Below are 16714 nucleotides of genomic sequence, written 5' to 3'. Positions count from 1 at the left end.
ATTTTTGAATTAGGAGTTAGTGATGAGTTATGAGTTATGACTGTTGAGTACAAAGTTCGTGAAATGGTTGTTGGTTGGCAAATGTTTAGTTCTACAACGTCTTTGCGATGAGCATTTCGCGACGTGGCAATCTGTTCGTTGATTGCTAGAAGATAGTTTTCAGTGCTCAGTTTCAGTAGGCAGTCTTAGTTTTAAGTTAAACTATCAGTCTGAGCGCGGTCGAAGACCCTTGCTAGTACGTTATTATGACAACTGACGTGTTCCAAAAAATAGTATAGCCGAGCTTTGCTCGCAATTAGAGCAAAACAACCAACAACCAACAACCAACAACCAACAACCAACAACCAACAACAAACAACCATCAACTAATCCTCCCCAGAAACACCAATTTCATCAAGCACTACTACCCCATAATCTGTTTGGTCAAAAATAAACTTGATAGACCTTATGGCTTCCACATTAAATTCCGGATTTAAATTAGAGAGTGTTTTCATTGGAAAATGGTAGGTCTGTAACTGCACTTCCCAATCATTACCGATCATTTCTTTATCCAAGAACTTAAATTTGGTGAATCTTGTTTTTAAAGGTTTCGTTATGCCTTTAATTTCACTCACTTTTAAAACACTGGTTTGTCCCGAATCGTCAGTTAATTGCACCGTAAAATCTAGTTGGGGTACTTCCCGTTTATCATCATCATCACTTTTGGCTTCCTTTTGTGCATCCGTAACATTAACATCTAGCCATTCGTGGTTTCCTGCTCCCAGCGTGAATTGTAAACTAGAGTTTGTTGAAAACGGAATAGAATCATCCGCAGAAAGCGTTAGTTCATACATTCCTTTTTCCGAGGAATTCGTTGCGTTTTCATCATCCCATCCTAAGATAACCACGTTGTTTTCTTGACTACCATCATCGCGCGTAGGTAGGTTTTGTTCTTTCCATAAGGCAATGTTAGTCGCTTGTATTTTTGTGGAATCTATTGCCGTAGTAATATCCATATCTTCCTCAAAATCCGCTATAGTATGAAAATCAGACGACTCAAAAGAAGTCAAATAATGCTCAACGGGTAACCATTCTTTTGCCGTAGCTACGTTCTTGAATATAGAACGATATGCTTGATTTCCTTTTAAAGTAGCTTCGGCAAAAGCACTGATGAATACCTTGGCGGCTTCTTGCTGTTCGGCTTCTTTTAGCAATGGCTCTAGATTTAACAACCATTTTGAAGGTGCTCCAAAATCTGAATTGCCCCAAGTGGAATTAAACTGCCCGTGATTAGCATGATGAATATACACTCCCGATTTAAATCGAGAGATAGAATCCGTATACTGCAAACGTCGGTAAGGTCGCATTCCCCAGAAGCTCACTTCATCGGAATCATAAGAACCCTGTATACTCAAGAAATTTATATTGTTCAATACTATTTTACGGTCATATCTATAATCTGTAGGTGCCAATGCCACTACCCCTTTAATATTAAAATTAAAATCGAATTTCTCTTTAGCCTGATCAGGAAAATAGGGCAACGGATTATAAGCAGCAGCAATGGAAACCGCCTCACCACCACGAGAATGACCAACGAGCATAATATTATCCATATCTACTTTACTTGCAAGTTCATGTCCATCTTCAGCATTCCAGTTTCGCCACTGTTCTAAATGTTTTAGAAGCAGCCAAGCACGAGCTGGCATTTCTTTACCCATAAAATCGCCGGACCAATGCCCGTTTAAAAAATTCTCATCGACAGAAACAGTTATGATTCCCCTACTTGCCAAAAGCTCGCCCAGATAGCCATAACCATCATCTGAGTAATCGATCATACTATGGTTGCCATGAACAATAAGCGTTAAGGGAAATGGACCATCGCCCTCGGGCATATATACTCTACCGTTTAAAGGAAAGTTCTTGGCACCAAAACCCCAATAACGTTCACGCCATTTTTTCTTTTTGTCTTTCCAATCGGGAATTAGCCAGGTACCATCTACGGAATTGGTTGTATAGGTGACACCTGTAGAGAACTCCGCTCGTTGCTCATCGGTTCCACTACCATAAGTAAATGTTTTAACTGTATAAGTACCAACAGCAGCAGGGTTCTCTAATGGTAACGATGAAGGCAAAATGTTTTCATTTTCAGAGAAAGCCAAAGGCACTTCTTTATCATAGGGGTCAGCGCCGGTATCAGCCAAAATGAATAGGATATAACCGCTACCGATTAGCATGATAATTAAAAATACGTTTGATGAAAAAGTTCTTTTTAATTGAAATCTATAAATAGCAATACATAGTAATATACCAACTGCAGCAATACCGCTATAGAGTATTGTTGGCCAACCGAAACCAAAATATTTTAATATGATAAAAACTACGATACCGCTTAGAATAGCAGTAATAGATTTCAGTGGAATATTTCTGATTCCTTTCCCTAAAAAATTAAATACTATATAAACTACTAAGTTAATGACCGCCCCTATAAGAATAGCTATGAGCATCATTACAATGGGGTGCCAACCAGTTAAAAAGTGGTAACCGGCAATTGCATAAAAGACAAGGGTAAGAAGTAAAATGAGGGAGAATAAGCGGTTTTTCATTAAAAGAATAAATTCTGGTGGTTGTAGCACTTGAATTTAAACAACTTAAGTGGATATAAATAACGTACGAAGTCTTTTTGACTATCCGCTAATAATGACCAACCTAGAATATAGAATTGATAATGAGACCTGGTATAATTCTGAATATCTAACTCCCAAGGAATTTACATTTTCGCAGCGAACATTTTAGAGATTTTAGAACGCAATTTTCGTTCATAATCTTCTTCTAACCATTCTTTGTAATTCTTGGTATTGTTCATAATACAATATGAATATTGGCGTACGCGATATTTGATTTCCTCTTTTAATTTTTTGGCTAGAATACGAGCATCAAAAACATCTTCAGAATTTTCAACACATATTTTGGCATGCTGCTGAATACTTCTTTCAAGAACCAATTTAGATTTTTCGCCGTTGGCAAAACTCTTTTTGTATTCTGCTTTTATATCAAAATCTATGTCTGTAGATTTAGCAAATTCAGCACGTAGATCTGCGGGCATTTCGTAAACGAATTCTCTTTCGATCTCTTCGTCGTTTTTAATATTCTCTAAGTAGAAATCAGGAAAATGAAATATTTCTTGCCAATCGATACCTGCATTCCATAATCCAAAACGGGCAACATTGTTCCCCATATCAATAACGTTGAATTCTTCTTTATGAGGTAAGTATCGAGATCCACGACCAATCATTTGAAAATAGAGCGTCAAAGAACGTGTAGCACGGTTTAATATAATGGTCTCTACACTTGGTTCATCAAAACCGGTAGTCAAAATACTTACCGATGTCAAAATAGCATCAGGTGTTTCTTTAAACCATTTTAATATTTCTTTTCGCTCAGTAGCATTATTCTTATTATCAAGATGACGAATGTTGTAACCCGCCTTTTTAAAAGTTTCACAAACATACCTAGACGTGTTAATACCATTATTGAATATTAAGGTCTTTGTGCCTTTACCAATTTCATTATAGGCAGAAACAAGCTTGTTAAGCATGCTGTGGTTACCATACAATTCATCAGAAGATTTTACTGTATAATCACCGCTAATACCAAGTTTTAAAGTCTGTAGGCTAACATCATAATTATACATATTTGCCTTTGCCAAGAACTTTTTCTGAATCAACGATTCTATAGACTCGCCCACGATCAACTTTTTATAGTTGTCTTTCATGGGTAGTTTAATATTAGAACTTAACGGTGTTGCCGTAACCCCAAGAATAACGGAGTTTTCAAAGAATTTAAAAAGTTTACGGAACGAGTTATAATGCGCTTCATCAATAATAACGAGTCCGATATTACTAATTTCGATTTTCTCTTCTTGTAAACGATTATTCAGTGTTTCAACCATGGCCACAAAACACATGAACTCATCTTGGTCTTGCCATTCTTTTACTTCGCTATTTATAATCTTGTTCTTAACACCGAAGCCGTTCAACATTCTAGACGTCTGCTGACTTAATTCTATACGGTGGGTCAGTACAATTACCTTTTTATTGGTTCTTGCAATATAGCGTTTGGCAATTTCAGAGAATACCACCGTTTTACCACCACCGGTAGGCAATTGGTATAACAAATTAGAATTATCGCCATTCTCATCTAAATATTTAAAAATGGAATGTAGATCCTCCTCTTGATAATCGTACAGGGTCTTCTCAGTAGTATCGTTATGTAGCTTCAAAAGGTTTGTAGGCGTTTATTTATGTTAATAATGCAAAAACCTTATAAAATTATGAGATTTTTATGGGTCTAGGAAATAAAAAACTTGAAAAAAACAATATTAGTAGCCCTTGTCAGAATCTACTAGATTTTGCAGTTTCTCCCTAGAGTTTAACCTTTTGTAGTTTTCAACAATCTGCGGAATTACGGAGTTAGTATCGGAAACACTGGCGTAATGCGGAGTCATGTGTACTTTTTTATGATTCCAAAATGGATGTGTTTTCGGCAGTGGTTCTATATGATAAACATCTAAACAAGCCCCAGAAAGATGGTCTGTATCTAACAGCTCAATTAAATCATCATCCACCAAATGACCGCCACGTGCAACATTAATGACGTATGAATTTTTAGGAAGTTGAGACATCAGCGCATTGTTTAGAATACCTTCGGTTGCGGGAGTTAGGGGTAATAAACACACTAAAATATCGGTAGTTTTTAAAAACTCTTGTTGTTCATCGGCACCAGAAAAAATTGTAACGCCCTCAATATTCTTTTTACTCCTACTCCACCCTTGCACTTTGAATCCGAATTTGGTAAGATCAGCAGCGGTAAGTGCACCCAATTCTCCCAGACCTAGAATACCAACGGTTACATCTTTAATTCTTAAGTACTCTTTAGGTTCCCATATATGTGCAACCTGATCTAATTTATAAGTGTTTAAATTCTTTAGATGAGCAAGTATAACACTAAGTACATGTTCAGACATATCGCTGGCAAGGTACGGGTCTACAATACGTGTAATAGGAATGTTTTTGGGGCGTGTATCATCTTCAAAGATATAATCTACCCCTGCACCTGCTGATGCAATGCATTTAAGGTTAGGGTAATTAGCAAGTGTACCGGTAGGATGCTTCCATATCACCGCCATGGTAATATCCTCTTTAGGGTGGTCTTCGAGATAACTGTATACCTTTAAAGAGTTATCTGCCTTTTGTAAGGCATTCTTCCAAAGTTCAATTTTAGTATCTTGTCTAATAACTACTATTGCCATATGCTAATCTATAATATCTAATGCTTTTGAGAACTCGTCTTCAAATAGCCATTTTTGATTTTGTGTTTCGGTATATATTTTTAAGATACGCTCTCTAAATTCAGGAAATACACCCTGCACTGTTGTAAATTGAATAACCTCATTAAATGAATTTAGCATACTTCTATAAAAAGAGTCGGGTACATTCTTTTCCATTGAGAAGGTTTGTGCGATTTCTAGATTATAGCACATAACATCTGCAATTAAATGTGGGTCAACTCCTAATTTGATAAAATGCTTCAAGAATTTTTGAGCAACAGAACGTCTTGCTTTAGGTCTTCTTCGCTTGAGCGGAAAATATTCATTAGATATTTTAGCTTTTGCATCTTGTACCAATTTATCTTCTTTGGGGTTGAATGCAAAATCGTAATAGGTTTTTACGGCAGGAAATTTCTCGTACAACTCTATGATTTGCTCTTCAAGCGCCTTTTTTGGAAGCTTGGATATATAAGATTTTAATGCCCTTTTACTCATAAAAATACAGTGTCTATATTCAAAAATACGCTTTACAGAAACAACCTCCTAAAAGCATAATTCTTTGTTAAAGCTAATAAATGCTGTAGAAGTATAGTGAATTTGATTAGGAAATACGGATAAAAAGCGGTATGTTGTAAACTTGTACAACTTCTAAATTCCATACACACATATGAGGCAACTAAAGATTATCAAGCAGGTAACGAATCGTGAGTCGAAATCACTGGATAAATATTTGCAAGATATCAGTAAAATTGATTTGATTACAGCGAATGAAGAGGTAGAACTAGCGCAGAAGATTCGCGAAGGTAGTCAAGCAGCTTTGGAAAAATTAACCACTGCAAACTTAAGATTCGTAGTTTCCGTAGCAAAACAATATCAAAATCAAGGTCTTAAATTACCGGATTTAATTAATGAAGGAAATTTAGGCTTAGTTAAAGCAGCAAAAAGATTTGATGAAACAAGAGGATTTAAGTTTATATCCTATGCCGTTTGGTGGATCAGACAATCTATACTACAAGCTTTAGCTGAACAATCTAGAGTTGTTCGTTTACCATTGAACAAAATTGGTTCAATTAATAAAATCAAAAAGACATTTTCTTATTTAGAGCAGGCACACGAACGTCCGCCTTCTCCAGAAGAAATTGCAAAAGAATTAGAAATGACGGTTTCTGAAGTGAAGCAATCACTTAAGAATTCAGGTAGACACGTATCTATGGATGCACCTTTACGTGAAGGTGAAGATTCTAACCTATATGACGTTTTACGTTCAGGTGAGTCTCCAAGACCCGATAATATTTTATTACAGCAGTCATTAAATACTGAAATCAATAGAGCTTTAGATACATTATCGCCAAGAGAGGCAGATGTTGTTAAGCTTTATTATGGTATCGGTGATCAACAATCAATGACTTTGGCAGAAATTGGACAGACATTCGATCTAACAAGAGAACGTGTAAGACAAATTCGTGAAAAGGCAATTCGTAAATTACGTCATGCCTCTAGAAGTAAATTGTTAAAGACATATTTAGGTTAAACCTTATTATTGTTTTAAAAAAAGAAAGCGCCCGTTTATTCGGGCGCTTTCTTTTTTCATACTGTTTTGAAACACTATGAATAGGTTAATTTGTTGATATTAAAATTTACGAGGATGCTATTAAGATCCTGAATAAAGTTTTGATAAGATGAAAAATCTTGATTTTGGTGTGCCATGGGATTATTTTTTTTGGTTTTGGTTTATTTGACTTTTACATATAGTCCAACTCAGCCAGTTCGTTGATACTAAGAATCTCATTTAAATCTTGAAGAAAAATTAAATATTCTTCTCCGTAGGTGTCGTAAAGCATATTGTAGGTTTAAAAGTTAATCTTGATTTGGGTATTCATATCTTGAAGTAAATATATACCGATGATAAGGGTGTCACAACAAAATGTGGTGAACCAATTTAAATATGTTGTAAAACCCATGAAAAGGTGTTGTAAAGCATATTAAAGTGCTGAATCCCCTATTTTACTAGGCTTTACAAGGGTGTATTTCATCCTGTTTATTGGTATTTTAACGATATAAAGTTTAAAACCAACTTATTTACAGGCAGTTATCTATTTAAATTCCTTTAATAAAAAATGATATATTCTTTAAATTAAGGTTATAAAATTTTTATTTCTTCTTAAACATAAAGTTGTGCAACATTAATAAAGCATATTGAATAACCCTTTTACAATACCATATCTATATATTCGTTTTAAAGTGACCTTATTAATATTACATTACTAAAGTTGAAAATTAAAATCTAATGAAGAGATACTCCCCTATTCTTTTGAGATACAAATTAGTTTTACTAGTAACTATCCTTTTTATAACAATTCCGGTAAAAGCAGATGGTTTATATTTAGAACCTTCTCCTACCCAAAATTTAGAAGCTGCAGCATTAGTTTTAAATAGCCATAGTTTTAATACACATGAGCGAAGTACATTTACGTATGAATCACAAACCGAATCTATAGAACGCGGATTAACGATTGTGCATCTACAAGCAGACAACAAGTTTGAATTCAAGACTTTTGATACCTATGGCAGTAAAGAAGATGTAAAAGCATTATTAGAAGTAATTACTCAGATGAAAGCAGCTAATGCAATCTTTGCAATACTGGCACATGATTCTGCAGCAGCACAATTAACAGGATTCGAAAAGCAGTTGTCTGATTTAGGTTTTCTACAATTAAGTACCTTAAAAGGAAGGCAAGCATACATTATGCATAATATAAATGGTGTTATCACCGAACAGGTAAATGATAATTCCGTTTCAGAGACCTTAAGTATTACATCAAGCATTGGTAGTACAGCAATTTACTTTCCAAAAGAGGTGTATGAATTTGAATCTAGCATAGATAGATATATTGCACATGCCGGAGGAGAGATTAACGGAGTAAAATCTACCAATTCGAAACATGCTTTAGATGAAAACTATAAAAAGGGATTCCGCAATTTTGAATTGGACATCATAGAAACATCTGATGGGAAATTGGTAGCGGCACATGATTGGAATATGTGGGCACGTTTTACAGATTATTCAGGAAGCCTACCTCCTACGCATGAACAATTTATGAAACAGAAAATTTATGGTGATTATACAACCTTAGATATGGATGGAATAAATGCCTGGTTTAAGAGTCACCCTGATGCAACATTAATTACCGACAAAGTAAATGACCCAATTGCCTTCGCTGATGCATTTATTGATAAGGACCGTCTAATAATGGAACTATTTAGTGTAATGGCAGTAGAAAAGGCTTCTGAGCACGGTATACACACCATGATCTCTCAAGAACCATTAATGGCTATTAAAGGAGATAAAGTAAACTTTCTGAAAGTTAACAATGTAAAACATGTAGCGGTTTCAAGAAGAATAATTGCAAGCCAGAAAAAATTGATGCTGCAGTTAAGAGATGCGGGAATTAAAGTATATGTCTTCAATGTAAACTTCGATACTGGCAAAGATGAGCAATACGTGTACGATAATGAATTAGGATTGGTGTATGGTATGTATGCCGATAAATGGATAGCTGCCATGCAGTCTAAAAATTAAACTCATAAGTTAAACCTGCAGAGATAGAATAAAAATAGCTGCCAGGATCAAAAGATTGCTCTTGTCGCAATACCCCTACATTTGTTCTATACGCACTAAGATTGTTTTTACTTGTGAATTGATATTCAAAGCTTAATCGTTGCGATTCAATATAAAGTAGTGTTTCTGCCAACAATTGATCGCCCGAAGTAAACTGTCTCAACTCAGGTGAAAAACCATAACCTACATTTAACCCCATATAATTTTCGGCATCCTTTAAATATTTGCGCACTAACAGATTACCCGAAACCCTAGTAAGGTTATTAGACTCAGGCGTTATATAGGAACGTAGCGAGAAATAATAGTTGCCTTTATAATAGCCTAAAGAGTTGGTAATTGACTTGACATCTTTAGTAGCAAAATTTATGAATCTACCACCGGCAGAAAACTCAACACCGCTTTTATGATTATAATATATATCACTACCCATCTTGTGGTTTGGGTATAGGTCAGATTCGGAATAGCCATAATTTACATAAGCATAGAATCCCTTAGCTATTTTCGGATACAAATCGAGGTCTAACTGAATGCCGTTCTTACCTACTCTATTACTATTATTTATTCTTGGAATAATGGATCCAAAAGGAGTTTGTCTTTTATAAGCAATACTAGTCGTCGTAATAGGATCAAAACGTTGATCAAAGATTGTAACAGCACTATTCACCATAACAGATTTTTTTAGTTTCTCTTCTGTTACCGGTGTTTTTCTTAATAGTTCTTCGTTTTTACCATTGACTTCTTTCGTTACAGTTTTTTCAATTTTTTCGGCAGCTACAAATTTAGTTTTGACATCACTTTCTACATTATACCAACCTTTATCGGAATACGACAAACCATTTATGCCTTCAGTAGCTATTGCTTGAAGTCTCATTAGTTCTGCATCATTTTCTATATGCAACAATGCTTTATTTGACAGGCCCAATGCTGTAGCATAGTTTTTCGCATATAGTTCGTTTTTAACAGTAGAGATCCAAACTTCTCTATTGCTCTTAGTAGTTGATAATATAGCGTTGAATTCGGTACGTGCTAAATCATAATCGCCTCGCCAGCTCAACGTACTTGCCCATAATATCGAAGTATCTATATCGGTAGCAGGCTTATTAATCATTAAATACAGCATATTATGTGCTGTATTTGTTTTGCCCTCATATGCCAAAGCATAAGCAGTATCAAAATTACCCGCAGAATCCTGTCCTGTAACGCGAAAAATTCCGGCTATTAGAACCATAAGAATGATATGTAAATACTTTTTTCTCATTATTTGATAGATGCAATGGTATTAGCAGGTTCTTTTTGTTTATGAACTTCAATACCGGCATTTCTTGCAATTGTTCGTGCCCTTGAAATTTTGTCTGCAATCTCATTGGCACTAGAACTATTTGCTTCAACTTTTTCGATTAACGCTAAACCTTCTTTCAATTTATCTGACCAATAGTAAACATCAAAAAGTGCAGCATAAGAATCTATATAATTCGGATTAATAGAAATACATTCTTGCAATATTTCAGCTGCCTTTTCATGGTTACCTTTCCAAGAATTCACTCTTCCCATTAATATTTTGGTGTCGATATGACTAGGTGCACCAGAAAGGTTGTAACGACAAAGTAATAACGCTTTGTCCCACTTTTTATTCCATGCTAAATCCCTCGCCTTAAAATATCCCTTATCAGAATCTTTACCATCGTAAACACTGTTCAACCAAACGGTTTCACTATCGGTAAATAATTCTTTTTGAATCGTAAATATTGCCAAACTATCAGGAATTATCTTGTTCTCTGTAGTAACATAATGATTCACAGATTTAAATCGTTCTAAAATAGTTTCAATAGCACTACCGCCAAAAGCAGAGCTGATGTTCATGTCTTCGTCAAGCTCCATGATGTCACCATCGGTATACAATTTTTCTCCGCTGATGTACTCTTTCAATTCATTCTTATTACGCATCAACGGAATGTTTTTCGTTGACCTAAATGCAGTTTCCATATCAAGGGCACCACCCATCCACGCTACTTTTTTAGGCATTTTTAATTCGTATGAATTTGAGAGTAATGCCAATATAGACGGAGTAATATCGAAATGAGATGAAACAGAACTCATTTTACGGGTCGTTTTCAGCATAGGGCTGTACATAATCATCGGTACATGAAAACGGCTAATATTATTACGTTGTGGTATCGGTATTAGTCTATGGTCGCCAGTAATGATGAAAATGGTATTCTCATAATTTGGTTGCTTTTTGTAAGATTCCATAAACCATTTTATAGCATCATCTGTATACAAGAGTGTAGCAAAAACATTATCATTCTTCGCTATCACTTTCTCGACCCTAGAGTCAAAACTACCATTTGCGAGTATATTTTTTACTTTACCTTCAAACAGATCTTGATTGGGCGGAATAAAAGGTTCGTGCGTACTAATAGTCATATAAACCTCTAATCGTGGTTGATTTGCACTTCTTTCAAAACTTAAACTTTTCTTGAACAATTCCATATCAGGATATCCCCAAGAAGAACCAGCAGCATCTTCAGCTTGTTTTTGATATTTACTTCCGAATCCTGATTTATCTAACACAAAATCAACATTCTCACTAGTTAAAAATCGGTCTACCTTATCAAAAGAACTATTGGTACCTTGATAAAATGACGTGTGATACCCATTATTTTTAAGCACACTGAACATGGTCAGTTTGTTTGGATATTCCTCCAACTCCATGAATCCGCTTTTACCAAAAGGCAACGAGCCTAATAAAGATGGTAGCACTCCGAAAGTTCTACCCGTATTGCTCAAGAAATTTTCCCAATAAAGAGATTTTGTTGTCAAGGAATCTAGATACGGAGTGAAGCCGCCGTACTCGGCACCTTCACCAACAAAATCACGACCAAGACCTTCAACCATTATAAAAACGATATTGGGTTTCTCTTCTTTAAGATCAAAATACTCACCCAATACATTTTCTATATTGGCACTTTGCACCAATGGGTATTCTTCTGTTGACGTATACGAATTGTCTTCGGTACTTGTGTTGTAAACGTTAACAGCGAGGTACTGTACTTTATTCTGATTAATAGGTTTACCGTCTGTAAATAAAGACGCCATAAAAAGACTGAACAAGACAATCGTAAACGGGTACATTTTGCTAATTCGATGATAGACTTTAGAAGTGATTCTATAAAGTATCAAAAACAGACTTATTAATATAGCTATACCCATGAGCAGATAAACTGATATCATGAATCCGCCAGAATTAGCTATCGTTATTTTTATATCTTCATAGCTATATCCTAAAATATCTGAACCTAAAGGCACTAATGTTGTACAGTAATATGCAGTAAGTAGCGCTTCGAATATGAGTACAAAACTTAATAAAACGAAGACCAGGTTAAAGCCATATTTGGAGCGCAAGTTTTCCCAAAAGTTGAAGGGAAATACCATAACAATACCCATTAAAGCGGTAAAGCCTATTTGGTGAACAATAGCTTTTAAAAAGCTTACCGAAAAAATAGTATCGATAACCCCTTTGTAATACAGCATGCCGTATTGAAAAAGCGTTAACACGAACAAACATCCGAAAAAGGATATCATAAGCCGTGTGTACTGCTTTAGGGAATATCTATCTATTTGACTTGTGTTCATTGCTTTTTATGATGCTTTTGCAAAACCTTTTCTAACTTGGGATCCCCAACCAGATTTTATTTTGAATAATTTTTTATAGTTACCTCTAACTGCAGCATACACTACAATTGGGTGAAAAATGAAAGGTTCTAGAATTGCCAGACCCATTAATATTAGAATGTCTTTTGTTTTTCGGTATTGGTTGTACGAATACACATCCCAAAGAATGGCATAGAATGAAATCATGATAGAAAACAAGAATATCGCCAACGTAATCATGAAGAAGAATTCCCAATTTAAAATGCCTAAGTAGGCAAAAAGCAAAATGGTAAAAAAGCCAAAGAACTCTAATAATGGAGAAAGCCATTCATAGAAAAACCAATATGGATAACTTAATAACCCAAGTCTGCCGTATTTAGAATTGAACAACATGTCTTTATGCTTGAACAATGTTTCTAAATTACCACGAGCCCAGCGGTCTCTTTGGTTTACAAGAATATTAAGATCTTCAGGTACTTCGGTCCAACACAATGGATCAGGTATATATTCTATCGTATAGGGTTCTTTTCTATCATGCATATAACGACGCATTTTAAAAACGATCTCCATGTCTTCACCAACAGTATCGGTATCATACCCACCTACCGCTAGTGCAATTTCGCGTTCAAAAAAACCAAATGCACCAGAAATAATAAGAAGACTATCAATTCTACCCCAAGCCATTCTACCTAAAATGAAGGAACGGGTATACTCTAAAAGTTGAAATCTAGCCAGCCAATTTGTAGGCAATCTAATTTCTTCAAGCTGACCACCTTGTATAATACAAGAGTTTGCTACACGAATTACCCCGCCAACGGCAATCACTCTTTTTTTAGAACGTTGAAAAAATGATTTGACCACGTGCAATAAAGCATCTGGTTGTAATAAGCAATCGACATCGATACAACCTACATACTTACTGGTAGACAATGAAACACCGGCATTTAAGGCATCGGACTTACCACCATTCATTTTATCAACAACGGTAAGCTTTTCAAAAGCCCTATTTTTTGATTTATAGATACCACGAACAGGTTTAGATTTCCATTCGGGATCCATTTCTAAATCTATTTTCTCAAGGTCATAAGAATCTATCAGTTTCTGTAAAGTATCATCTTTACTTCCATCATTAACCACCATAACGTCATAATTGACATATTGTAGTGATAATAACGAACGAATATTTTCTACTATGGTTAAGCCCTCATTATAAGCGGGAGCAATTATAGTAATTGTTGGCGCCAAAGGTGAAGCCATTATTTTGGTGATATCTGTAAAACTGTTTTTATTTCTATAATGAAGAGAATTCTTTGTAGAGAAATACGCCATTAATGAAAACAGTACAAACAGAATTATGGTAAAAACAAAAAATACAAAATTGATGTATTCGAGTACCACACCAAATAGTTCACTATCCATCTTTCTTTTTGTATAAAGAGTTGGATATGGAACATAACTGATCGAATAAGGTAGAACCATTTTCGTTCGAAACAGTTCCTTTATATTTTATTGAATTATTTACGTCTAACTCAAAACCGACATTTAAAATGGAATCTTCGTCTGCTGTACTTTTAGGCTTATCATCAAGTTCTAATAACTGCGACTTTATATATTCTAAAGCCTCACTAGCCTTATTCACGAGTATTTTTGATTCAGATCGAATAACGCTTTCTAATAATTCAATTTCTTTCTGGTCACCTACCTTTTTTATTTCACCGATAAGCATAAGCTTTGTCTCATAATCAGCTAGATGATATATATCGGTAAAAACACTCTCGGCAAGGTCATTATCTTCTGAAAACAACTCATTAGGTCGTGGTGATTGGTAAGAAAATTTCTGTATTAATTCATTTGCTCTTTCGATAACTACTTCAGAACTATTTTCTTCAATAATTTGATATAAAAGTATTAGTTCACGACAATCGCCCAGCTCAGAAATATTTTCTAACATTACCATGGCATCAAGCTCATCTTGAGGCATAAAGTTCGCCGCAAACGAAACATTATCATTTTCAAAAGAAATAAGTTCCTCTGCCGAATCAGCTGCTTTAATAACCACTTGATTCTGCTCTTGTTCTTCTACATTTAGGGTAGACCAATCAATTTCATCTGCAATATTTGTTAAAATATTGTCTTGATGAATTATAGCAGTTTCCGCTTGTACTTCTTCTGTTGATTCATCGTCTAATTCAAATAACGGTTTAAAATCGTCATCTTCAAAAGCGATTGCAACTTCTTCAATAATATCTTCTTCTACCACAAATGGCAGAAAACTAAAAGTAAATTCTTCTTCTAATTCTTCATTTTGCTCCTTATCAACGACATTTACAGTTTCTTCTGTACTTTCTTCTACTACTTCTTCATCTTTAATATGTGGTAAAAAGCTTAAATCTATATCATCTATTGAGTTGATCTTCTTTAAATCATTGTGCTGCCATTCTGCATCATATTCTGTATCGGCATTATTAATAAACTCTTCGTTCATTACTTCTTCAGTTTCTTTATTTGTTGTGTCTTCTTCAAATGAATCAGATATTTCTATTTTTGTTTCAGTAGCTATAGGTTCATTTTCTATCTCAGTCGAAACAGCTGCGATGTCATCATCTAATATTATATCTTCATGATTGTCAGTTATTGAATGCTCCTCTTCTTGCATAGCATCATCAAATTCAACATCATAAAAATCTGGCGTAGAAATATTTTTGGTAGGCAAAACTCTTTCAGGATCAATTTTGTTGAGCATACCTATTACTTTGCTTTTTATATTAAAGTTACGTTCTGTCAATTGCAGATTTTCTAAGAAAGAAGCTTCTGCCTTTGTACCTAATTCACCAATGGCATCTAAAATTGCAATTTTAATATCATGGCTTGCCTTTGAATACACCAATTTTAGTGTCATTAAAGCATTCGAGAAATGAAAATCTTTAATACACTCAATAGCTTCGGCTTGAATATCGCGGTTCTTATGTTTTAAAAGCGTTATAATAGATTGCTCAGCTCCGTTCTGACTATAATATTTGATCAAACGTAAAGAGAACAATACTACATGGGTATTAGTAGACGTCAACCAGAGTGCGAATTGTGGCGGAGTGTAATTAGGTTTATGTCTAAGTACATCTAACAACTTCAATTGTTGCCATTCAGCAATCTTAAATTTGGTATTATCAAGAAAATATTTGATTCCCTCTTCCCTAAGGTTTACTACGGCAATTTCTGCCTGCTTACGTATGGTACTTTGCCTGTGGTTTATGAACTTTATAATAAGTCCGTACGAATCATCCACCTCCATAGTGGTCAATTCTAATATTCCACTAGAAACAATTTGCCATTTTCTGCTCCTTAATTTTTCGTACGCATCGTGATGCAGTCCTAAATCTTTATATAAATCAATCAATACTTTTTGAGATTGACCAGACAAATCTTTTCGTAGATCAAGTAAAACCTCTGTAAGTACATCTCTATCGAAATTATTTTTGATTAATTCTCTAATCTGTACTTTTAGATTTAAATAATTCATTTTTTCCTCCTTAGTATTAGAATCCTCATAGAATAGAAATTCATTGATCATGGGGGAAAACTCGACCTTTTTATCTTTGGTTCTGTTGTTGTTCGATGTTATTTTATTTCTGATAATGAATACACCAACAAAATAAGTTACCGACAATACAAAAAACAGTATTGTCAACCACCAGAGATATTCTAAATTGAATTCTGGTGCAGTTATTAGCGATATTTTGATTTGATTAGGGGGAATCAACAAATTTTATCTTATTTACTTATCTATTTCTCTTGCTATTCTAACTAATAATTCTGTTGGACTTACTGGTTTAGTAATAAAATCATTTGCACCTAATTCAAAAGCGGTTAGAACATTTTGTTCATTACCTGCCGATGATATTATAATTATAGGTGTATTTGATTTAAGTTCGTTTCGCACATAATCTATAAGCTCGATACCAGAAAAATAAGGCATCATAATATCACTCACGATTATGTCGGGCATCGTATTTTCTAAATACTCTTTAACTTCTTTTCCGTTAACGGAATGATGTACTGCATACCCGCCTTTTTTCAGCCTAAAGTTTAATAAAGAGGCTAAAAGTTGGTCGTCATCTGCTAATAGTACACTTTTTTCCATC

11 protein-coding genes are annotated in these 16714 nt (G+C 34.7%); 2 read left to right on the top strand and 9 right to left on the bottom strand.

Translation table 11 applies throughout. From position 1 onward, the window contains the following. Positions 1-365 precede the first annotated feature (365 nt). The 4 genes from ACJJVT_RS04575 to ACJJVT_RS04560 form a co-directional block, all read right to left on the bottom strand. Positions 366-2582, bottom strand: coding sequence for a hypothetical protein (locus ACJJVT_RS04575; RefSeq protein ID WP_405396888.1), 2217 nt, complete (start codon positions 2580-2582; stop codon positions 366-368). Between the two features lie 164 nt (positions 2583-2746). Further along, positions 2747-4258, bottom strand: coding sequence for a DEAD/DEAH box helicase (locus ACJJVT_RS04570; protein ID WP_405396886.1), 1512 nt, complete (start codon positions 4256-4258; stop codon positions 2747-2749). 99 nt (positions 4259-4357) lie between these two features. Then, positions 4358-5287: a 2-hydroxyacid dehydrogenase gene (locus tag ACJJVT_RS04565; RefSeq protein WP_405396884.1), complete on the bottom strand. Its 930-nt coding sequence runs from the start codon at positions 5285-5287 to the stop codon at positions 4358-4360. 3 nt (positions 5288-5290) lie between these two features. Then, on the bottom strand, positions 5291-5800 hold the full coding sequence (locus tag ACJJVT_RS04560) for a DUF6155 family protein (RefSeq protein ID WP_405396882.1): 510 nt from the start codon (positions 5798-5800) through the stop codon (positions 5291-5293). 172 nt (positions 5801-5972) lie between these two features. Here ACJJVT_RS04560 and ACJJVT_RS04555 point away from each other — a divergent pair, with 172 nt between their 5' ends. Both ACJJVT_RS04555 and ACJJVT_RS04550 read left to right on the top strand, forming a co-directional pair. Continuing rightward, the gene (locus ACJJVT_RS04555; protein WP_036154298.1) at positions 5973-6836 is read left to right on the top strand and encodes an RNA polymerase sigma factor RpoD/SigA; all 864 of its coding nucleotides are present in this window, start codon (positions 5973-5975) and stop codon (positions 6834-6836) included. Between the two features lie 756 nt (positions 6837-7592). Continuing rightward, the gene (locus ACJJVT_RS04550; protein WP_405396880.1) at positions 7593-8885 is read left to right on the top strand and encodes a hypothetical protein; all 1293 of its coding nucleotides are present in this window, start codon (positions 7593-7595) and stop codon (positions 8883-8885) included. Here ACJJVT_RS04550 and ACJJVT_RS04545 read toward each other — a convergent pair. The 5 genes from ACJJVT_RS04545 to ACJJVT_RS04525 are packed head-to-tail and all read right to left on the bottom strand — an operon-like array spanning position 8875 to position 16713. Further along, positions 8875-10182, bottom strand: a complete 1308-nt coding sequence (locus ACJJVT_RS04545) for a YaiO family outer membrane beta-barrel protein (protein WP_405396879.1) — start codon at positions 10180-10182, stop codon at positions 8875-8877. The genes ACJJVT_RS04550 and ACJJVT_RS04545 overlap by 11 nt on opposite strands. Then, on the bottom strand, positions 10182-12557 hold the full coding sequence (locus ACJJVT_RS04540) for a sulfatase-like hydrolase/transferase (protein ID WP_405396877.1): 2376 nt from the start codon (positions 12555-12557) through the stop codon (positions 10182-10184). The genes ACJJVT_RS04545 and ACJJVT_RS04540 overlap by 1 nt, the downstream gene beginning before the upstream one ends. Positions 12558-12563: 6 nt before the next feature. After that, complete coding sequence (locus ACJJVT_RS04535; RefSeq protein WP_405396875.1) at positions 12564-13994, bottom strand: glycosyltransferase; 1431 nt, start codon at positions 13992-13994, stop codon at positions 12564-12566. Next, entirely contained in the window at positions 13987-16332 is a 2346-nt protein-coding gene (locus ACJJVT_RS04530; protein WP_405396873.1) for a HEAT repeat domain-containing protein, read from the bottom strand. The genes ACJJVT_RS04535 and ACJJVT_RS04530 overlap by 8 nt, the downstream gene beginning before the upstream one ends. A gap of 15 nt (positions 16333-16347) precedes the next feature. Next, positions 16348-16713 (bottom strand): response regulator transcription factor, encoded by a 366-nt coding sequence (locus ACJJVT_RS04525; protein ID WP_405396872.1) that lies wholly within the window; start codon positions 16711-16713, stop codon positions 16348-16350. Between the last annotated feature and the right edge of the window lies 1 nt (position 16714).

The organism is Maribacter sp. Asnod2-G09 (assembly GCF_045063795.1).
Classification (GTDB): domain Bacteria; phylum Bacteroidota; class Bacteroidia; order Flavobacteriales; family Flavobacteriaceae; genus Maribacter.
Note: the sequence above shows the minus strand (reverse complement) of the source record. Positions and strands in the feature narration are given on the sequence as shown.

Bases quoted from the DNA above. Each gene is read 5' to 3' on its own strand.
- ACJJVT_RS04575 (WP_405396888.1), bottom strand. From the start codon at position 2,582: ATGAAAAACCGCTTATTCTCCCTCATTTTACTTCTTACCCTTGTCTTT.
- ACJJVT_RS04565 (WP_405396884.1), bottom strand. From the start codon at position 5,287: ATGGCAATAGTAGTTATTAGACAAGATACTAAAATTGAACTTTGGAAG.
- ACJJVT_RS04560 (WP_405396882.1), bottom strand. From the start codon at position 5,800: ATGAGTAAAAGGGCATTAAAATCTTATATATCCAAGCTTCCAAAAAAG.
- ACJJVT_RS04555 (WP_036154298.1), top strand. From the start codon at position 5,973: ATGAGGCAACTAAAGATTATCAAGCAGGTAACGAATCGTGAGTCGAAA.
- ACJJVT_RS04550 (WP_405396880.1), top strand. From the start codon at position 7,593: ATGAAGAGATACTCCCCTATTCTTTTGAGATACAAATTAGTTTTACTA.
- ACJJVT_RS04545 (WP_405396879.1), bottom strand. From the start codon at position 10,182: ATGAGAAAAAAGTATTTACATATCATTCTTATGGTTCTAATAGCCGGA.
- ACJJVT_RS04540 (WP_405396877.1), bottom strand. From the start codon at position 12,557: ATGAACACAAGTCAAATAGATAGATATTCCCTAAAGCAGTACACACGG.
- ACJJVT_RS04535 (WP_405396875.1), bottom strand. From the start codon at position 13,994: ATGGATAGTGAACTATTTGGTGTGGTACTCGAATACATCAATTTTGTA.
- ACJJVT_RS04525 (WP_405396872.1), bottom strand. From the start codon at position 16,713: ATGGAAAAAAGTGTACTATTAGCAGATGACGACCAACTTTTAGCCTCT.